The organism is Aliiroseovarius sediminis (genome assembly GCF_022678485.1).
In the GTDB taxonomy this organism is placed as follows: domain Bacteria; phylum Pseudomonadota; class Alphaproteobacteria; order Rhodobacterales; family Rhodobacteraceae; genus Aliiroseovarius; species Aliiroseovarius sediminis.
In genome coordinates this window covers 39,617-59,046 of the sequence record NZ_JALBYP010000035.1, presented here as the reverse complement: position 1 = coordinate 59,046, position 19,430 = coordinate 39,617, and the positions used below count along the sequence as shown (strand labels likewise).

20 protein-coding genes and 1 riboswitch are annotated in these 19,430 nt (G+C 60.8%); of the genes, 7 read left to right on the top strand and 13 right to left on the bottom strand.

The window, feature by feature from the left end; translation table 11 throughout:
• The first annotated feature begins 11 nt into the window (after positions 1-11).
• The 5 genes from MN186_RS11785 (at position 12) to MN186_RS11765 (ending at position 5,339) form a co-directional block, all read left to right on the top strand.
• Positions 12-1,445 carry an FAD-linked oxidase C-terminal domain-containing protein gene (locus MN186_RS11785; RefSeq protein WP_242114563.1) on the top strand — a complete coding sequence of 478 codons (1,434 nt, stop codon included), beginning with the start codon at positions 12-14 and terminating at the stop codon, positions 1,443-1,445.
• Positions 1,442-2,566 (top strand): glycolate oxidase subunit GlcE, encoded by a 1,125-nt coding sequence (glcE, locus tag MN186_RS11780; RefSeq protein WP_242114562.1) that lies wholly within the window; start codon positions 1,442-1,444, stop codon positions 2,564-2,566. The genes MN186_RS11785 and glcE overlap by 4 nt, the downstream gene beginning before the upstream one ends.
• A gap of 1 nt (position 2,567) precedes the next feature.
• Positions 2,568-3,848, top strand: a complete 1,281-nt coding sequence (gene glcF / locus MN186_RS11775) for a glycolate oxidase subunit GlcF (protein WP_242114561.1) — start codon at positions 2,568-2,570, stop codon at positions 3,846-3,848.
• Positions 3,849-3,937: 89 nt separating this feature from the next.
• Entirely contained in the window at positions 3,938-4,765 is an 828-nt protein-coding gene (locus tag MN186_RS11770) for a trypsin-like serine peptidase (protein WP_242114560.1), read from the top strand.
• 121 nt (positions 4,766-4,886) lie between these two features.
• Positions 4,887-5,339, top strand: a complete 453-nt coding sequence (locus MN186_RS11765) for an Hsp20 family protein (RefSeq protein WP_242114559.1) — start codon at positions 4,887-4,889, stop codon at positions 5,337-5,339.
• A 60-nt stretch (positions 5,340-5,399) separates the two neighbouring features.
• Here the strand turns inward: MN186_RS11765 and MN186_RS11760 are convergent, their stop codons facing one another.
• On the bottom strand, positions 5,400-6,278 hold the full coding sequence (locus MN186_RS11760) for a DMT family transporter (RefSeq protein ID WP_242114558.1): 879 nt from the start codon (positions 6,276-6,278) through the stop codon (positions 5,400-5,402).
• Between the two features lie 73 nt (positions 6,279-6,351).
• A riboswitch (FMN riboswitch) is annotated at positions 6,352-6,484 on the bottom strand.
• Positions 6,485-6,599: 115 nt separating this feature from the next.
• Between MN186_RS11760 and MN186_RS11755 the strand changes: the two genes are divergently transcribed.
• Complete coding sequence (locus tag MN186_RS11755) at positions 6,600-7,040, top strand: hypothetical protein (RefSeq protein ID WP_242114557.1); 441 nt, start codon at positions 6,600-6,602, stop codon at positions 7,038-7,040.
• A gap of 51 nt (positions 7,041-7,091) precedes the next feature.
• Here the strand turns inward: MN186_RS11755 and MN186_RS11750 are convergent, their stop codons facing one another.
• A complete protein-coding gene (locus tag MN186_RS11750) occupies positions 7,092-8,570 on the bottom strand; it encodes an NAD-dependent succinate-semialdehyde dehydrogenase (RefSeq protein WP_242114556.1) in 1,479 nt (492 codons plus the stop codon).
• Between the two features lie 63 nt (positions 8,571-8,633).
• Between MN186_RS11750 and MN186_RS11745 the strand changes: the two genes are divergently transcribed.
• Positions 8,634-9,422 carry an alpha/beta hydrolase gene (locus MN186_RS11745; protein ID WP_242114555.1) on the top strand — a complete coding sequence of 263 codons (789 nt, stop codon included), beginning with the start codon at positions 8,634-8,636 and terminating at the stop codon, positions 9,420-9,422.
• On the opposite strand, the gene MN186_RS11740 is transcribed toward MN186_RS11745, so the two are convergent.
• The 11 genes from MN186_RS11740 to rplS all read right to left on the bottom strand — a co-directional run bounded on the left by MN186_RS11740 (position 9,419) and on the right by rplS (position 19,393).
• The gene (locus MN186_RS11740) at positions 9,419-9,976 is read right to left on the bottom strand and encodes a hypothetical protein (RefSeq protein ID WP_338024993.1); all 558 of its coding nucleotides are present in this window, start codon (positions 9,974-9,976) and stop codon (positions 9,419-9,421) included. The two genes, MN186_RS11745 and MN186_RS11740, sit on opposite strands and share 4 nt — an antisense overlap.
• A 10-nt stretch (positions 9,977-9,986) precedes the next feature.
• Positions 9,987-10,973, bottom strand: a complete 987-nt coding sequence (locus MN186_RS11735) for a P1 family peptidase (protein WP_242114554.1) — start codon at positions 10,971-10,973, stop codon at positions 9,987-9,989.
• Positions 10,973-11,713: an SDR family oxidoreductase gene (locus MN186_RS11730; RefSeq protein ID WP_242114553.1), complete on the bottom strand. Its 741-nt coding sequence runs from the start codon at positions 11,711-11,713 to the stop codon at positions 10,973-10,975. The genes MN186_RS11735 and MN186_RS11730 overlap by 1 nt, the downstream gene beginning before the upstream one ends.
• A 55-nt stretch (positions 11,714-11,768) precedes the next feature.
• Positions 11,769-12,926 carry a winged helix-turn-helix domain-containing protein gene (locus MN186_RS11725; RefSeq protein WP_242114552.1) on the bottom strand — a complete coding sequence of 386 codons (1,158 nt, stop codon included), beginning with the start codon at positions 12,924-12,926 and terminating at the stop codon, positions 11,769-11,771.
• Between the two features lie 3 nt (positions 12,927-12,929).
• On the bottom strand, positions 12,930-14,369 hold the full coding sequence (locus tag MN186_RS11720) for an aldehyde dehydrogenase family protein (protein ID WP_242114551.1): 1,440 nt from the start codon (positions 14,367-14,369) through the stop codon (positions 12,930-12,932).
• Between the two features lies 1 nt (position 14,370).
• The gene (locus MN186_RS11715; protein ID WP_242114550.1) at positions 14,371-15,948 is read right to left on the bottom strand and encodes an ABC transporter ATP-binding protein; all 1,578 of its coding nucleotides are present in this window, start codon (positions 15,946-15,948) and stop codon (positions 14,371-14,373) included.
• Positions 15,945-16,769 carry an ABC transporter permease gene (locus MN186_RS11710; protein ID WP_242114549.1) on the bottom strand — a complete coding sequence of 275 codons (825 nt, stop codon included), beginning with the start codon at positions 16,767-16,769 and terminating at the stop codon, positions 15,945-15,947. The genes MN186_RS11715 and MN186_RS11710 overlap by 4 nt, the downstream gene beginning before the upstream one ends.
• Entirely contained in the window at positions 16,766-17,713 is a 948-nt protein-coding gene (locus MN186_RS11705; protein WP_242114548.1) for an ABC transporter permease, read from the bottom strand. The genes MN186_RS11710 and MN186_RS11705 overlap by 4 nt, the downstream gene beginning before the upstream one ends.
• Positions 17,714-17,769: 56 nt before the next feature.
• Positions 17,770-18,582 (bottom strand): division plane positioning ATPase MipZ, encoded by an 813-nt coding sequence (locus tag MN186_RS11700; protein ID WP_289040712.1) that lies wholly within the window; start codon positions 18,580-18,582, stop codon positions 17,770-17,772.
• Positions 18,583-18,785: 203 nt separating this feature from the next.
• On the bottom strand, positions 18,786-19,007 hold the full coding sequence (gene rpmE / locus MN186_RS11695; protein WP_242114547.1) for a 50S ribosomal protein L31: 222 nt from the start codon (positions 19,005-19,007) through the stop codon (positions 18,786-18,788).
• Positions 19,008-19,018: 11 nt separating this feature from the next.
• A complete protein-coding gene (rplS, locus tag MN186_RS11690; protein ID WP_242114970.1) occupies positions 19,019-19,393 on the bottom strand; it encodes a 50S ribosomal protein L19 in 375 nt (124 codons plus the stop codon).
• Positions 19,394-19,430: the final 37 nt, after the last annotated feature.

Here is a 19,430-nt window from a genome sequence, read left to right as displayed (position 1 = left end):
GGAGACACGCTATGCAGATGCCGACCCCCGATCCCGCGATCCTCGCGCGCAAGGATCAGATCGTGAAGCGCCTGCAATCGGTGTTGCCAGAGGGGGCGGTGGTGCATGACCCGATCCAGACGCGCGCTTACGAATGTGACGCGCTGACCGCATACAAATGTCCACCGCTCTGCGCCGTTCTGCCGACGTCGACCGCCGAGGTCGCTGCCGTCATGCGCATTTGCCATGAAGAAAGCGTGCCGGTTGTGCCGCGCGGGGCAGGCACATCGCTGGCAGGTGGCGCATTGCCCACGGCAGACAGCGTGATCCTTGGCGTGGCCCGGCTGAACGCGGTGCTGGAAACGGATTATGCCAACCGGATCATCCGCGTGCAGTCGGGGCGCACCAATTTGTCGGTCACAGGCGCTGTCGAGGAAGAAGGGTTCTTCTATGCGCCCGACCCGTCCTCTCAACTAGCCTGCGCGATTGCGGGCAACATCGCGATGAATTCGGGTGGGGCGCATTGCCTGAAATACGGTGTTACCACCAACAACCTGATGGGCGTGACCATGGTCATGGCCGACGGCGAGGTTCTGGAAATCGGCGGCGCGCATCTGGACGCGGGCGGGTTGGACCTGTTGGGGCTGATCTGTGGGTCCGAAGGCCAGTTGGGCATCGTGACCGAGGCAACTTTGCGCATCCTTGCCAAACCTGAAGGCGCGCGGCCAGTGCTGATCGGCTTTGATTCAAACGAGGTCGCGGGTGCCTGTGTCTCGGACATCATCAAATCCGGCATCCTGCCTGTGGCGATCGAATTTATGGACCGCCCCTGCATCCGCGCGACCGAAGCCTTTGCGGGCGCAGGATACCCCGATTGCGAGGCGCTGTTGATCATCGAGGTCGAAGGCTCGGACGCAGAAATCGACGACCAACTGTCGCGCATCGTCAAGATCGCGCGCACCCACAATCCGGTGGAACTGCGTGAAAGCACATCGGCCGAGGAAAGCGCGAAGATCTGGCTGGGCCGCAAATCGGCATTTGGCGCGATGGGGCAAATCAACGACTACATGTGCTTGGACGGGACAATTCCGGTGTCTGAACTGCCCTTGGTGCTTCGGCGCATTGACGAGATGTCGAAGGAATATGGCCTGGACGTGGGCAACGTCTTTCACGCGGGCGATGGTAACATGCACCCGCTGATCCTGTTTGATGCCAACAAGCCCGGCGATCTCGAGAAATGCGAGGCCTTCGGCGCCGACATTCTGAAGCTTTGTGTCGAGGTCGGTGGATGCCTGACCGGGGAACACGGCGTGGGAGTAGAAAAAAGGGACTTGATGGCTTCACAATACAATCAAAGTGATTTGGAGATACAACTGGCGGTGAAAGACGTGTTCGACCCGAACTGGCTTTTGAACCCGGCCAAGGTGTTCCCCTTGGCGTCCACGGAAACAAGGCGCGCGTCATGACCCCGACAACAGAAGCAGAGTTGGCCGAGGTGATTGCCGCCGCGAACGCCCCTCTGCGCATCCGGGGCGGAGGCACCCGCGATATCGGCGCGCCGGTTGATGGTGCGGACCTTTCGACACGCGGCCTGACTGGGGTCACCCTCTATGAACCCGGCGCGCTGACTCTAGTGGCGCGCGCCGGGACACCGCTGACCGAGATCGAAGAACTGCTGGCGGGCGAAGGTCAGCGGCTCGCGTTTGAACCGGGCGACTTGCGCGCACTTTTGGGCACCAAGGGGAGGTCGACCATCGGCGGGGTGATCGCAACCAATGCCTCTGGCCCGCGCCGCATCCAAGTTGGGGCGGCCCGTGATTTCTGCCTTGGCGTCCGTTTCGTGGACGGGCAGGGGCGGGTCCTAAAAAACGGCGGGCGGGTGATGAAAAACGTGACCGGCTATGATCTGGTGAAGCTGATGACCGGAAGCTGGGGCACGTTGGGCATGTTGACCGAGGTCAGCCTGAAGGTGCTCGCCATTCCTGAAACCGAGGCCACGTTGATCTGCGACGGACAATCGGCGGAAACCGCTGTGACGTCGATGGCCGCAGCGCTGGGGTCGCCGTTCGATGTAACCGGGGCTGCGCAGATGAACGGGCAGACGACGGTGCGGCTTGAAGGCTTGGAACAATCGGTGTCCTATCGTGCCAAAGCTCTGCGGGACGGCGTGCTTCAAGGTTTCGATATGGTCAAGGGCGCGGCGTCCGCAACCCTCTGGTCCGACCTGCGCGACGTCACACCTTTTGCCGGAAAAGATGGCGCGGTCTGGCGCATTTCGGTGAAACCGTCCGATGGGCCAACGCTTGTCCGAGAGCTGGGCGCTTTGGCGCCAGACGCAATTTACGACTGGGGCGGTGGGCTGGTCTGGCTGCGCGTGGCCGACGAAGGCGATGCAGGCGCCCAGATGATCCGCGACGATCTGAGCCATATCGGCGGCCACGCCACATTGATGCGGGCCAGCGCGGAAACGCGCGCCTCGGTGCCGGTGTTCCAGCCAGAACCCGGCCCCATCGCGGCGCTGACCCGCGGCCTGCGCGCAAAATTCGATCCGCGCGGCATCCTGAACCCCGGCCTGATGGGAGCCTGACATGCAAACGCATTTCACAGACGAGCAGTTGAAAGATCCCGCGATCAAGCGCGCCAATGAAATCCTGCGGTCCTGCGTGCATTGCGGGTTCTGCACCGCGACTTGCCCAACCTATCAAGTGCTGGGCGACGAGTTGGACAGCCCGCGCGGTCGCATCTATCTGATCAAGGATATGCTGGAGGCCGGACGCCCCGCCGACAAAAAAACGGTCGAGCATGTGGACAAATGCCTGTCCTGCCTTGCTTGTATGACGACTTGCCCATCGGGGGTGCACTACATGCATTTGGTCGACCACGCCCGCGCGCATATCGAACAGACCTATAAACGCCCGCTGTTTGACCGGATGCTGCGTTGGATGCTGGCGCAGATCATCCCCTATCCGGGCCGGTTCCGGCTGGCGATGCAGGCCGCGCGGCTGGGGCGACCTTTGCGCCGGTTCATGCCCGACCCGCGTCTGAAGGCGATGCTGGAAATGGCACCACCAAAGCTGCCGCGTCCCAGTTCGAACGACACCCCGCAGACCTTCCCGGCCAAGGGCGAGCGCAAGATGCGGGTGGCGCTGTTGACGGGTTGCGCGCAAAAGGCGCTGGATACGGATATCAACGACGCCACCATCCGCCTGCTGACACGTCTGGGCTGTGAGGTTGTCGTGGCGAAGGGCATGGGCTGTTGTGGCGCGTTGACCCATCACATGGGCAAAGTCGACGACAGCCACGCGCAGGCCGCCGCCAACATCGACGCATGGATGGCAGAACAACGAGGCGACGGGCTGGACGCAATCGTGATCAACACCTCGGGCTGTGGCACGACGGTCAAGGATTACGGGCACATGTTCCGCAACGATGCGCTGGCCGAAGACGCTGCCACAGTGTCTGCGCTGGCCATGGATGTCAGCGAGCTTTTGATGAAACTCGACCTGCCCGAAGCGCAGATGAATGCGCGGGTCGCTTATCATTCCGCCTGTAGTCTGCAACACGGTCAGCAGGTTAAAACCCAACCCCAGACCTTGCTGAAACGGGCAGGGTTCGAGATCGTCGAACCCGTCGATGCGCATCTGTGCTGTGGCTCTGCCGGGACTTATAACCTGATGCAACCCGCGATCTCGCAAGAGCTGAAACGCCGCAAGGTCGCCAATCTGGAAGCCAAGACGCCCGAGATCATCGCCGCTGGTAATATCGGTTGCATGATGCAAATTGGGTCCGGCACCGGCGTTCCTGTGGTCCACACAGTCGAGTTGCTGGACTGGGCCACCGGCGGGCCACAGCCGCGTAAATTGGGCTGATCGTGCTAGTTTTTCCTTTCTCTTACGACTGTTTTCGCCGTAGACATATGGTCAGAGGGCGCCTGAAACGTCCCGCCAGAGGCAGAAACATGAAGAAGCTAATTGCATTGATGGTGGTGGCATTGGGGCTTGCCAGCCCCTTGGTCGCTTCGGACCCGTCCCCCCTTCGGACGCTGATGACCAGTGACGAAAGTCGCGGCTGGGAAGGTGTCGGGCGGCTGAATATCGGCGCGGGCGGGTTGTGCACGGGGGCATTGATTGCCGACAATCTGGTGCTGACCGCTGGGCATTGCATGTTCGACAAGACCACCCGCGAACGTGTCCGGCCCGAAGATATCCAATTTCTGGCCGGGTGGCGAAATGGCCGGGCCTCTGCCTATCGCGGGGTGCGGCGCGCCGTCGTGCATCCCGGTTTCGAATTTGCGGGCAACGACAAGGCGGCCCGGGTTGTGAACGATCTTGCGGTGCTTGAGCTGGACCAACCGATCCGTAAGAACTCGGTCAGGCCGTTCGCGGTTCATTCGCGCCCGCGCAAGGGCGCCGAGGTGGGTGTCGTCTCCTATGCTCGTGATCGTGCTGATAGCCCGGCATTGCAGGAAATGTGCAAGGTTCTGGCCCGCCAAAGCGGCGCGCTGGTGATGAGCTGCTCGGTTGACTTCGGATCATCCGGCGCGCCTGTTTTCGTGGTGCAGGACGGAACACCTGCGATTGTATCGGTCATATCGGCCAAGGCGATGGTACGTGATATTCCAGTGTCGCTGGGCACGAACCTGGAAACGCCACTGGCCGAGCTTTTGAAAATGCTGGCCGATGGCGACGGCGTGTTCACGCGGTCGCAGACGGTGTCACGCCCGCCGGTCAGCACCTTTGGCACCGGTGCCGCGGGGCCGGGTGGCGCAAAATTCCTGCGCCCCTGACCCCTTGAAGGGCTGAAATTCCGTCTTAAATCTATGCTGCGGGTGCCGGATGGCCGGGCCCGCTCAATTGCCTGTCCCAACAAAGGGAAGGCCCAACCATTGTCGCTTTTAGGAGGACATAATGCGTAACTTTGACCTAACGCCCCTATACCGGGCCACCGTTGGCTTCGATCAGGTTGCCGATCTTATGGATCGTGTGCTGACAAATGACGTGAGCCGCGAAACCTATCCGCCCTATAACATCGAGAAGACAGCAGAAGACGGCTGGCGTATCTCGGTCGCCGTGGCGGGCTTTACGGATGACGAATTGTCGGTAGAGGTTCGTGAAAACGCGCTGATCATCTCGGCCAGAAAGGCGGACGAGGAAGAGCGGACCTATCTGCATCGTGGCATTGCTACCCGCGCGTTCGAACGTCGGTTCCATCTTGCCGATCATGTGCGCGTAACCGGCGCGGCCCACGAACACGGCATGTTGCATATCGACCTTGTTCGCGAAGTGCCCGAGGCCCTGAAACCACGCCGGATCGAGATTTCAAAATCGAACGACGTGGAACACAAAACGATCGAGGCCTAATCAGCCCATCAGTCGTATGTAGAAGTCGGGCGCGGGGGGGTACCTCCGCGCCTTTTGCTTTTAAGCGGGGTGGCGACGTTCCTGTTCCAGCAAATAAAAGCTGGCCGCAAGGATGATCGCCGTGCCTAGCCACATCGACCCGGTGGGCATAAAGCCGAACACCGCAAATCCCAGCAGCACGTTGAACACCAGTTTCAAGTGATCGAAAGGTTGCAGGTATGCCGCATCGGCCAGGGAATAGGCGCGCACCAATACGTGTTGGGCAAACGCCGTCAGAAGCCCAGCCCCCACGACCAGCCAGATCGCGTCCGCCGGCAGCGCAAAGCCCGACCCCAGCGCCAGCGCAGCATTCAATGGGCCAAGCAGGACCAGAAGATAGATCGTCACTGTCTCAGGCCCGTCAGCGCGGGTCAGAAACTTTGTGATGACCGAGCTGGCGGCCCAAAGTGCCGCAGCGCCAACGGGCAAAAGGGCGGCAATCTGAAACCGGTCAGACCAAGGCTCAAGGATTACTGCGCCGCCGATGATGCCCAGAACGACCGCACCCCAGCGGTGGATGGACACAGTTTCGCGCAAAACCAGCCCCGCGCCAAAGGTTACAAAAAAGGGTGATAGCAGGATCAGCGCAATGGCCTGCCAGATCGGCACATGCGCCAAGCCCAGCGTCCAAAGCTGCACGCCCCCGGCGGCCAATGCCACGCGCAGGATATGCAGCCAGATCTGCCCGGTGTTCATCGCTGCCGCTCGGTGGCGAACCACCCACGGTAGGTAAAACCCCAATGCAATCAGATATTGCCAGAATGTGACCGAGGGCGCGGACGCCCCCATTTTCATAGTCGCCCCTTGCAGGGCGGTGTTCACGACCGCGAAGCTTGCGCCCGCCAGAACCATAAGACCAGCCGCCTTGACAGGCGCGGTCGATGTCAGTTGTTGAGCCATTGCGCAGTGTCCTTTCTTCCTTACGCGTTGACCCAAGGCAGAAGGACAAGGCACACGTCAGCCGCGCACCTCAGACCATCCTCTTCCATCCGGACTTTAACCGTCGGCCCCGGAATTTCGCCGGGTCTGCTGACACCTTTTTCGCAAAAGGCCGCTCGTGGGCTGTGACCACCGGTGGGGAATTTCGCCCCGCCCTGAGAATGTCGCCACCCCGGCAGGGGTAGCGATAGGAAAGTAGGATGGGGGAGGGGAAGGGTCAAGTGTATTGCCGGACGGGACCTTCGCCTGCTAATTGAAGCTACACAAAGCGGATCGTTCAGAATGAGCAGACAGCGGTTAAAGAGCTTTCTGGGAAAAGATGCATCTAAACTACTGGAGACTGAGCCATACAAGCATTGGCCCCGTCAGCTCGAGCCTCTGGACCCTGCTTATTGTTTGGACCGTGTTTATACTTTTCCAGTCAACGGTCTTGAGTTGAGATGTGCTGCCGATGGTAAGATAACGACTATTTTTGCGTATTCTCAAAAGTTTGGTGGTTACTCTGAATTCGAACCGCTCTTCCGCCTCTCGCGCACCGAGGTATTAGACGCATTTGGTGATCCATACAAAACCGGCAACCGATTTCTGGATCCGATACTGGGTGAGATGGGAGCCCGGGATCTGTTTAAGTTCCAAGATCACGCAACCCACTTCACTTATGGCTATAACAGAGATCAAGTTGAAATGATCACATTGATGACAAGAGATGCTGTCCCTGTTTAACCAAAAACGGAGGGTTGCCCCTCCGTTTTCCTGTCCATCCTGTAGATATGACTAGACCGACATGCAGATATATTTCATCTCAAGGAAATCCTCGATCCCGTGGCGCGAACCTTCGCGGCCAAGACCCGACTGCTTCACGCCGCCAAACGGCGCGGTCTCGGTCGAGATGATGCCGGTGTTCACGCCGACGATGCCGTATTCCAGCGCCTCGGCCACTTTGTAAACGCGGCTGAGGTTGTTGGCGTAGAAGTAAGACGCCAACCCAAAGATCGTGTCATTGGCTTGTGCGATTACGTCGTCCTCGTCCTTGAACTTGAACAAGGGCGCCATGGGGCCGAAGGTCTCGTCCGTGGCGACATCCATTTCGCGCGTAGCGTTCTTGATGATCGTGGGTTCAAAGAACAACCCGCCCTTTTCATGTTCCGTGCCGCCCAAAATGATCTCGCCACCTTTGTCGGTCGCATCCGCGATATGCTCGCGCACCTTCTGAACCGCGTCCTCAGAGATCAGCGGGCCAAGGGCGATGCCTTCGTTCAGGCCGTCACCGACGGGCAGGGCGGACACGGCTTTGGCGAAGCGTGCAGCGAAATCGTCATAGACGCCTTCCTGCACATAGATCCGGTTGGCGCAGACGCAGGTCTGGCCGTTATTACGGAATTTGCAGGCGATAGCGCCTTCGACGGCGGCATCCAGGTCGGCGTCATCAAACACAATGAAGGGGGCGTTGCCACCCAGCTCCATCGAGCATTTCAGCACTTGATCGGCGGCCTGACGCAGCAGGATGCGGCCAACATTGGTGGACCCGGTGAAAGTTAGTTTGCGCACCAAGGGGTTCTCGCAGAACTCTTTGCCGATGTCCGAACTGCGCGAGCTGGGCACGATGTTGAACACCCCCGCCGGAATGCCTGCGCGGTCGGCCAGAACGGCCAGAGCGGTGGCAGACAGCGGCGTTTCCGCCGCCGGACGGCCCACGAAACCACAGCCCGCAGCCACGGCCGGGCCGCATTTTCGGGTGATCATCGCATTGGGGAAGTTCCACGGCGTGATCGAGGCGACAACCCCAATCGGCTGACGGATCACCATCAGGCGTTTGTCTGGCTGGTGGCCGGGGATGGTTTCGCCATAGATGCGCTTGGCCTCTTCGCCAAACCATTCGATGAAGCTGGCGCCATAGGCGATTTCTCCGGTGGCTTCAGCCAGTGGCTTGCCCATCTCGGCGGTCAATATCGTGGCAAGGTCACCTTGGTTCTCCATCATCAGGTTAAACCATTTGCGCATGATGTTGGCGCGCTCTTTCGCCGTCCGCTTGGCCCATTCGCGGCCTGCTTTGTCGGCCACTTCGATGGCGCGCGCGACCTCTTTGCGGGACAGATCGGCCACTTTGGCGATCACGTCGCCGCGCGCTGGGTTTTTGACGTCGAAGGTTGCGCCATCTTCAGCATCGATCCATTCGCCATTCACATAGGCGCGGGTCTCAAGCAGCGACGGGTCTTTCAGAAGCTCTTTAAGCTCGGTTGCATTGGCGGCCATTTTGCTCTCCCATAGCTCATGTGTCGTTCGGGACTGGCCCGACGCAATCACAGGATATTAGTCATGAATTTTGACATAGCCTATGCGAACGCGGATTTCATCCCGAATGGGCCTGACTTCCCTGCGAAATGGCAGAAAATGGCGGGTGATTTCCGCAGATCGCACAACAATCTTCGGTTGGACGTACCCTATGGTGAAGATGCTGCGAATGCATTTGACCTGGTGCTGCCGGACGGCATGGCGAAAGGTCTGGTCGTGTTCGTCCATGGTGGCTATTGGATGGCGTTCGGGCGCCGCGATTGGACGCATCTGGCCGCGGGCGCGGTGGGGCAGGGATTCGCGGTGGCATTACCGTCTTATCCGCTGGCCCCGAGCGCGCGAATTTTAGATATCACCCGGGCGGTCGCGAAGGCGATCGACACCGCGGCAGAGCAGGTCGACGGCCCGATATATCTGGCGGGTCATTCGGCGGGCGGGCATTTGGTGGCGCGAATGAACTGCCTTGATGTGGATCTTGCGTGCCGCGATCGGATCGCGCGGATCATGCCAATCTCGCCGCTGGGCAATTTGCGACCGCTGATTCAGACTACAATGAACGACACACTTAACCTTGATGAAGCCGAAGCCCGGGCCGAAAGCCCCACGCTGATAGATCAGCGCGCGGGCATTGCGACGTCCGTCTGGGTGGGGGCTGACGAACGCCCCGCCTTTCTGGATCAGGCCCGCGATCTGGCGCTGAGCTGGCCGGAGGCAGAACTGACCATTGCCCCCAACCGCCACCATTTCGATGTGATCGCCCCGCTGGCCGACCCAAACAGCGACATGGTGGCGGCGCTTTTAGCTGGGGCTTAGCGCCCGAAATCTTCCAGCGCGCGGTGGTCGATGGTTTCCAACACGGGGATCATCACCGCGGCATCGGCCCCTTCGGCTTTTATCAGAATCCGCCCGTCAACGATGCCCGACAAGTCGCCATTCTGGTTAAGGTATTTCATCCGTCCGACACGTTCCAGCTTGGCCCCCATCAGCCCGGCATTGGACAACATGCCCGACAACGCGCCAACCATCGGGTTGTTCGCCATTATGGTGATCTTGAATTCGTCGGTTCCGTCGGAATACGTCGCCTCGGCCCCCGATCCCCCGCCCATCATGGCAAGGCCCGCGCTCATCTCGGTTGAGACCTCGCGGGTCCAGCCATCGGGCGCTTCGGGTAGGAACTTGGCAAGGTCCGCCGTTTTCATCGCTTTCAGCAGTTGTTTCGCATATTCAAGCTCTTCCAGAGTGTAGTTAATGTCACCTTCCTGATACGCCTTCAAAGCGCTTTCAAGCGTGTCGGTCACGTCATCTGCGTGGGCCAGTGCCGGGGTCAGCACCGCTGCGATGGCGATGGTTTTGAGCATGTGTTTCATATGATCCTCCTTAAGAAAACTTCTCAGTCCATGTGGGCAGAATATCGTTATCGGCGGGGGTCGCTGCGTGGACGCCGCGGGCAATGGCGCGGGCCAGACAGGTGGCGGCGGCATGGCCCAACCGCAGCGCGTCGAAGCCCGCGTCCGGCAAGGCGTGTGCATTGGTGGCGGCGGCAAAAATCAGATCGCCGTCAAAGGGCGTATGGCTGGGGTGGATCGCGCGTGCCATGCCGTCATGGGCGGCGGTGGCCAGTCGTGTGGTCTGTGCTTGGGTTAGCTCTGCATCGGTTGCGATGATGGCGATGGTGGTGTTTTCGCCCATGCGTGCTTCTGGCCGCGGTTCTTGTGCCGGGTCATGGGTGCCGATGCCATGCCCGCCAAACTCGCTATTCATTTCCCACGCGGCGGCCCAGAAGGCAGGGCCGTCGCCCATCGTCACCGCGCCCAAGGCGTTCACCGCGACGAGCGCCCCGACTGTAATTCCGTTCTCAAGCACCAGCGAGGCCGAGCCAAGCCCGCCCTTTAACCCATCGACCGTGGCGCCGGTGCCCGCGCCGACCGAGCCCAAGGGAAATGTGCCGCTGGCCGCGTCCAGCGCAGCACGGCCAAGTGCCTTGTAGGGGTTCTCAGCCCAGCCCTTGTCACCGCCGTTCAGCAGGTCAAACAGGATCGCCCCCGGAACAATCGGCACCCGCTGGTCGCCCACCTGAAACCCGCGTCCCTGCGCGCGCAGGCCGTCCGCCACACCTGACGCCGCATCCAACCCGAAGGCCGAGCCACCCGACAACACCAGCGCATCCACCTGTTGCACCAGCTTGTCGGGCGCCAGCAGTGCGGTTTCGCGCGTGCCCGGCGCACCGCCCATGATGTGAACGGCTGCGGTGAAGGGTGCGTCGCTTACCAGCACGGTCGCGCCGGTTTTGATCACCTCGTCCTCGGCATTGCCGACCCGCAGGCCAGCGACGTCAGTGATCAGGTTTCGGGGACCGGGTTTCATCAGATGCACCGCCCGCCGTCGACTTCCATCGCCACACCCGTCACCATCGATGCTTCGTCCGAGCACAGGAAACACGCCGCGTTGCCCATGTCCTCGGGGGTCGAGAACCGGCCCAGCGGGATGGTGGACAGGAATTTCGTGCGCATCTCGGGCGTGTCCTCGCCCATGAAGCTGGACAGAAGCGGTGTCTCGCCCGCAACCGGGCAGATCGCGTTGACGCGAATGCCATGTGGGGCCAGTTCGACCGCCATCGCCTTGGTCGCGGTGATCATCCAGCCTTTGGAGGCGTTATACCAATTCAGGTTCGGGCGCGGGCTGAGGCCGGCGGTCGAGGCCACGTTTAGAATCGCGCCCGTGCCCGCCGCCTTCATCGAGGGCACGAAATAACGCGCCATCAAGTAGACCGACTTGGCGTTGACGGCGAAGACGCGGTCGAACTCGCCCTCGTCAACCTCCTCCATCGGTTTGGGCAAATGGGTGATGCCTGCATTGTTCACGATAATGTCCACATGACCCCAAAGCTCATGCGCGGCGCGCGCCATCTGGGCCACGCTGTCACCGCTGGAGACATCGACGTGATGGGCGACACCTTCCACCTCGGCTGCCACCGTGCGAGCCAGATCGTCGTTCAGGTCGGCGGCCATCACGCGCGCACCTTCGGCTGCGAATTTGCGAACAATACCAGCGCCGAAGCCCGACGCCCCGCCGGTCACAATGGCCGTTTTTCCATGAAGTCGCATCCGATCCCCCTTAGTTGTTGCGCCAAGCTTGCGCCGTTTTGGGCAGCGGTGCAAGTCAGCCGCGCGGGGTCAGCCAATGCACCTGATCCAACCCGGCAAACCGCGCAAATCGCGACAGTTCGGCGTCCAGTTTACTGTGCCGGCCGAGCGTCCAGCGCACGCCTGCTTCCGGCCAAAAACCGACGACCGTCAAATGCCCGGTCTTGCGATCCGCTTTCAGCTCGATCCGCCCGACGAAGCGGTCGCCTTCCAACAGAGGATAGACGTAATAGCCCCACCGCCGCTTGGGCTTGGGAACGAACATTTCGTTGCGGTAATCGAAGCCGAACAGACGTTCCAACCGCGTGCGGTCGCGGATGGCCGGGTCAAACGGGTTCAGAATGCGCAGCCGCGTGGTGGGTGCGGGCAGGTCAGCAAGTCGCGTTTCGATGTCGGGATGGGCAAGGGCGGTGACGCTGCCGCGATCAGCGGTTTCAATTTCAACCGGCACGAGTTCGGCGGCGTCACACCAGCTTTTCGCCTCACGCGCGCTCATCGCCTCCCAGAAACGACCCACTTCGCCGCTCGTGCCGAAGCTCAGCCGATCCATCGCGGCAGAGCATAGCCAGTCGACGGCGTGGGCATCCTCCGCCGGGTCATGCGTTGGGAAAACCCGCTCGCCCAGATCATAGAACTTCACGAAGTTTTCGCGGTGGCAGGTGGCCAGTTCGCCCGCATACCACATCTGGTCCAGTGCTTTCTTGTGCGGTGGGCGCGCCCACATCTCGCGCTTTTCAACCTTGGTGTCGAAGGCGTGGGTGGACAATGCGCCCTCGTCCGTGATGCGTTGCCGGATTTCGGCGATCTGGGCTTGTCCCAACCCGGATTGATACCAGTCATGGCGCCCCACCCGCGCGCCCAGACGGTCGAACTGCCGCCGCCAGAAGGGCAGAACACGCCTGTCGATCAGGCTGGCGTCATGGGTGAAATGCTCGAACACTTCGCGCTTGGCCAGCCGATCCCAGATCATCCCTTCGCGCACGTTTTGATTGCGGCTCCAGAGGATATGGTTATGCGCGCGGGTCACGTTGCGGATCGTGTCGATCTGCACAAACCCCAACCGCCAGATGATTACGTCAAGGTCCAGCGCGCCGGTGGGCGTGTCCGACAACGCGTTGGTCCACAGCCATAAATGGCGGGCCTGTCGGTTGGGGATTTTCAGCGTCGCACCCATGTGTCACCCGTGTTTCGCGGCGATGGTTTTGAGTTGCGAGAAGCCATAAAGCGCCTCGAACCCTTTTTCACGCCCATGACCGGATTTGCCAACGCCCCCGAAGGGCAACTCCACCCCGCCGCCCGCGCCGTAATTGTTTATAAACACCTGTCCAGCGCGCAACTGTTTCGCCAGCCGCATCTGGCGCGCGCCGTCGGCGGTCCAGATGCTCGCAACCAGGCCATAATCGGTGGAATTGGCGATCTTGGCCGCCTCATCCTCGGTGTCGAACGGGATAACGACCTGCACGGGGCCGAATACCTCGTCCCGCGCCAGCGGGTGATCGGGTGGCACATCTGAAAAGAGGGTCGGTGCAACGTAATGCCCGCCTTCGGGGGTATCTGTGATCTGCCCACGCCCGGCCACGCGCAGGTCGCGGCCCTTCGCAAGGAAGGTTTCGACGATCTCTTTCTGGCGGGGCGAGATCACGGGGCCGACATTCAGATCGGCAGTCGCAGGCCCGACTTTCAAGGCGTCATAGGCCGCACCCATCCGCGCCACCACGTCGTCATAGACGCCACGCTGCACCAACACCCGTGAACTGGCCGAGCAGGTCTGGCCCGCGTTCTGAATGCATGCGCCCACCAGAAAGGGCAGGGCGGCGTTCAGATCGGCATCGTCAAACACCAGCTGGGGCGACTTGCCCCCAAGTTCCAGCGTCACCGGCACCACGTTTTGCGCGGCGGCGGCTTGCACCAACCCGCCGACCGGCACCGAGCCGGTGAAGCTGATATGTTGAACACCGGGATGGGCGGACAGGGCAGCACCTGCTTCCTCGCCCAGCCCCGTGACGACGTTCAGCGCGCCTTTCGGCAACCCGGCCTCTTCGGCCAGTCGCGCAAAGGCAAGTGCGGTCAGGCAGGCTTCTTCGGCTGGTTTCAACACGCAGGCATTGCCCATCGCAAGTGCCGCCCCGACGGACCGTCCGATGATCTGCATCGGGTAATTCCACGGCACGATGTGACCTGTCACGCCATGTGGTTCGCGTAGCGTGTAGACGGTGTAGCCTTCCAGATAGGGAATGGTTTCGCCCATCACCTTGTCGGCCGCGCCGCCATAGAATTCCAAGTATCGCGCCAGAGCCACGGCGTCGTTCTTCGCTTGGGTCAGGGGCTTGCCCACATCGCGCGCCTCAAGCGCGGTCAGCTCTTCCACCCGCGTTTCAACCAACTGCCCGATGCGGGTCAGGATGCGCCCGCGTTCGGTTGCCGTCATGCGGCCCCAGTCGCTGTCCAACGCGGTATGTGCGGCGGCTACTGCGGCGTCGATATCGGCCGCCGCCCCGCGCGCAATCTGCGTGAAAACCTCGCCGGTCGAGGGGTCTTCGACGGGCAGCGTGCGCTCGGCCTTGCGCCACGAACCGCCAATCAGGATCTCGGTCGGATCGAACCAAAGTTCTTTCATCTTAAGCCTCCTTCCATGCGGGCGGGATGACCGGCGCGGCATTGATCAGGGTTTGGGTATAGGTGTGTTGCGGCGCGGCAAAGACGGCCTCGGTCGCGCCGTCCTCGACGATCTTGCCCGCCTTCATCACCAGCACCCGGTCAGTGATCGAGCGCACAACGCCAAGGTCATGGCTGATGAAGAGATACCCCATGCCATGACGTGACTGAAGTTCTGCCAGCAGGTCAAGGATATCGGCGCGGATCGAAACATCGAGCGCAGACACGGCTTCGTCCAGAATGATCAGTTCCGGACGCAGGATTAAGGCACGAGCGATGGCGATACGTTGTCGCTGACCGCCGGAAAATTCGTGCGGATAGCGGGTCATGGCGTCGGGGTCCAGGCCCACCTCGGCCAGCGCATCGCGCACGCGGTCGCGCCAGTCGAGGGGGCGGCTGCCCAGCAGGTGAAAGGGCTCGGCGACCAGCCGTTCCACTGTCCAGCGGGGATTGAAGCTGCCGTAGGGATCTTGAAACACCACCTGCAGCCCGGCGCGGCGGGCGTGCGGCATGTCGGGCGCGATGGGCGTGCCATTCAGAAGGATCTCTCCGCTTTGCAACGGTTCCAGACCCAGAATGGCGCGGCTGAGTGTCGATTTCCCGCAGCCACTTTCACCGACCAGCCCAAGGCTCTCGCCCTTATTCAATGTGAAGCTGACTTCGTCTACGGCGCGAAATTGCGGGGTCGGGCCAAACAGGTGCGTGCGGGGTAAGGGGTAGTCACGCACCGCGCTGCGCACCTCAAGCAGCGGGGTGTCTTGCGGGATGGCCTGACCGTCGGGCACGTGGCCAGAGGCATCCAGCAGCTGCCGCGTATAAGGGTGCGACATGTTGCGAAACAGGGTCTCGGTTTCAGCCTGTTCAACGATCTCGCCTTTGCGCATGACGGCGACGTGGTCGGCCATGCCAGCCACCACGGCCAGGTCGTGGGTGATCAGCAAAAGCCCCATGCCGTCTTCGGCGACCAGTTCCTTCAGCAGATCCAATATCTGTGCTTGTGTGGTCACGTCCAGCGCGGTCGTGGGTTCATCCGCGATCAGAAGGTTTGGATGCAGCGCGATAGCCATGGCGATGCATACGCGCTGGCGCTGCCCGCCCGACAGTTCGTGCGGGTAACGGTCCAGCGGGAAGCGGTCTTGCGGCAAACCCACGCGGGTCAGTTTTTCGGCGGCGATGCGGCGGGCATCGTTGCGGCTGGCGCGGCCATGGATCAAAAGCGTCTCGGCCACCTGATCGCCGATGGTCTTGACCGGGTTCAGTGCCGTCATCGGTTCCTGAAAAATCATCGAGACGCGGCGGCCGCGAATGGCGCACATCGCGTCTTCGTCCAGCTTAGTAAGATCAGTATCGTCCAGCCATATCTGCCCGGATGTGGTCATGCCGCGCGGCAACAACCCCATCAGGGCCAGCGCCGTCATCGACTTGCCCGATCCGCTTTCGCCCACCAGTCCGAACACCTGACCCGCGGCGACGGTCAGGTCCACATCGCGCAGGATCGGGGTGCCGAAGATGGACAGGGCAAGGTCTTCGATGCGGATCATGTGCGTGCCCGCCTGATTCGAGGGTCCAGAAGATCGCGCAGCCCGTCGCCCATCAAGTTCAGGCCCAGCACCATCACGACGATGGCCAGCCCCGGCGCGATGGCAAGGCGCGGGTGAGAATAGATCATCGTCTGCGCCTCGGCCAACATCCGGCCCCAACTGGCGATCGGGGGCTGGGCGCCAAGGCCAACGTAGCTGAGCCCTGCTTCGGCCAGAATACCCAGTGAAAACTGGATGGTGCCCTGCACAATCAGAAGGTTGGCGATATTGGGCAGGATGTGTTCGACACTGATCCGAACCTTGCCCTTGCCCGCGACACGTGCCGCCATGATGAAGTCCTGCGTCCAGATCGTCATCGCGCCACCACGCGCCACACGGGCGAAAACGGGGATATTGAAGATACCGATGGCGACGATCGCGTTGGTGGCCGACGGGCCGAAGGTGGCTGTGATCAGAATTGCGATGACCAGAGCCGGGAAGGCAAAGATCAGGTCATTGCCGCGCATGATCACCTCGTCCAGCCAACCACCCCGATGGGCGGCGGCCAGAAGGCCAAGCGGCACACCCACGCCCATGCCGATGCCGACAGCCAGAACCGCGACGGCAATTGAAATGCGTCCACCCTCCATCAGCATGGACAGAAGATCGCGCCCAAAATGGTCGGTGCCCAGAAGGTACTCTGCTGAAGGTGGTTTCAGCTTTGCGCCGATGTTTAGCGTGGTCACGTCATAGGGTGTCCAGAGGAAGGACAGAAGGGCGGTGGCAAGCAAGGCGGCGCTGAGCACCGCGCCGATCCAAAGTTGGGCGGGCAAGCGGGTCATCGGCGCCTCCGCAAGCGGGGATCAACCACCGCATAGGCCACATCGATCAAAAAAGTCACAAGGATCACCGCAAAGACCAGCAGCATCACCACGCTTTCCACTACGACAAGGTCACGCTGGGTGATGGCCTGAAAAATCAGCCGCCCGAGACCGGGAAGGAAAAAGACGTTCTCGATGATGATCGCACCGGCCAGCAGAAAGCTGAACTGCAAGCCGATAATGGTCAGAACCGGGATTAATGCATTGCGCAGTGCGTGGTGGCGTGTGGCCTGCGCGATACTCAACCCCTTGGCGCGTGCGGTGCGCATATAGTCCTGATGCAGCACATCCAAAAGAGATGATCGCATGACGCGGGCGAGAATGGATGCTTGCGGCAAGGCAAGTGCCACGGCGGGCAGGGTCAACGCCTTCATGGCGAGCCAGAATCCTTCGTCCCAACCCGGAAACCCACCGGCAGAAAACCAGCGAAGCTGCACGGCGAAAAGCATGACCAGCAGCATCGCGAACCAGAAATTCGGAATTGCAATGCCAAGCTGAGTTGCCCCCATGATCGCGTAATCAGACGTGCGACCCTGTCGTGCGGCTGCGAACATGCCCACGGGAATGGCGATCAAGGTGGACAGCCCAAGCGCATAGAGCGCCAAGGGCAGGGACACTTGCAGACGTTCCAGCACAAGCTCGGCCACCGGCACGCGATAAGTGTAGGAAATGCCGAAATCCCCGGTCATCAGCCCACCAACCCAATCAAGATAGCGTGTGACCAGCGATCCGTTCAGCCCCAGATCATCGCGCAGGGCCGCGACCGCTTCGGGTTGTGCATTCAGGCCTAACATGAAAGATGCCGGGTCGCCCGGAATGACCTCAATCATTGCGAAGATCACCAGTGAGGCAACGACAAGGCTCAGGCCAAGCGACAGGGCGCGGGTCAGGACATAACGCAACATGACGGCGAGGTTAGACGCGGGCAGGTGGGGCGAAAAGGGAAAACTGCGCGTGCGCGCTAGATCTTCACCTCGACATTCGGCAGCTTCAGTTCTTTCATCAATTCGCGCAGTTCTTGACGAGCCGCCACGTTCGAGATGTTCATCTGACCGACCACGCCAATATCGCGCAGATCCAGCAAGGTCAGACCACGCGGGAACAATTCGCGAAAGATGACGCGTTCGTTGAAACCGGGGGCCACGCGGAACCCGATACGCTTGGACAGATCATCCAGCGCATTGCCCATTTTCTTCTTGTTGTGCATCATCTGCGCGCCCAACCGGTTGCGCACGACAATCCAATCGATGGGCTTCAATCCGGCCTTGGCGCGCACCTGCCGGGCGTTCCAGACCATCTCGGAATAGACCGAGGGGCCTTTGACCTTGTTGGTGTCTGGGTCGATATGCGCCAGCAGATCGAAATCGACGAAACTATCGTTCAGCGGCGTGATCAGCGTGTCGGCCAGCGAATGCGCTACCTGACTAAGACGCGTATGCGATCCGGGACAGTCGATGATGATGAAGTCTCGGTCGGCCTCCAGTGCTGCCACGGCCATCGACAGGCGACGGTCATAGGGGTTTTCACCGGCTTTCAGGCTGGCAGCGTCAACCTCGGGCAGGTCATGATATTCGGGGGTCGCCAGCTCGACGCCTTCGCGTGCCATGGTCGCTTTGCGGTTTTCAATGAACCGGCCGATCGTTTTCTGGCGCAGGTCAAGGTCCAGCACACCCACCTTGTGCCCCAACCGCGCAAGCGCCGTTGCCACATGCATGGACACGGTGGATTTTCCAGCCCCGCCCTTTTCGTTCCCGACCACGATAATATGCGCCACGCCTGTATCCCCGACTGTTTAGCAGCTTTTTATGAGCGGGGACTATAGATACGAAGGTGGATGGGGGAAAGAGGTTGCTGACATCCAAATCAACTGTGAGTCTTCAGTGCCATAGGCTGCTACGTCGTTATCCCACATTTGAAGACCATAACGAAAAACGCCGCCCGTTCGGGGCGGCGTTTCTTTTTTCAGATAGGCGTGGCTTAGAAGCCGAACCCTTCGTATTTCGATTTGAACTTGGACACTCGCCCGCCGGTGTCCATAAGGCGCGAAGTGCCACCGTTCCAGGCTGGATGAACCGAGGGGTCGATGTCCAGCGCCAGCATGTCGCCTTCTTTGCCCCAAGTCGTTTTCATTTGCACGACCGTGCCGTCAGTCATCTTGACGTCGATCATGTGGTATCCGGGATGAAGATCCTTTTTCATGTTGACGCTCCTCAGGCTTTCTTGGGTTTGTATTTGCTGTCTTCGGCGATACGGGCCGATTTACCGCGACGGGTGCGCAGGTAATACAGTTTCGCACGACGCACGCGACCACGGCGAACCACGGTGATGCTGTCGATGTTTGTCGAGTGCAGGGGGAACACACGTTCCACGCCTTCACCGAAGGAAATCTTGCGGACGGTGAACGTTCCGGCAATGCCGTCGCCGTTCTTGCGGCTGATGCACACACCTTCATAGTTCTGAACACGGGTGCGCGAGCCTTCTGTCACTTTGAAGCCGACGCGGATCGTGTCACCGGCTTTGAAATCGGGAATTTCGTTTCCCAGGGCGGCAATCTGTTCCGCCTCAAGTTCTGCGATCAGGTTCATCTGACCATCTCCTATTTGTCTGCTTGCGGTTGGTCCG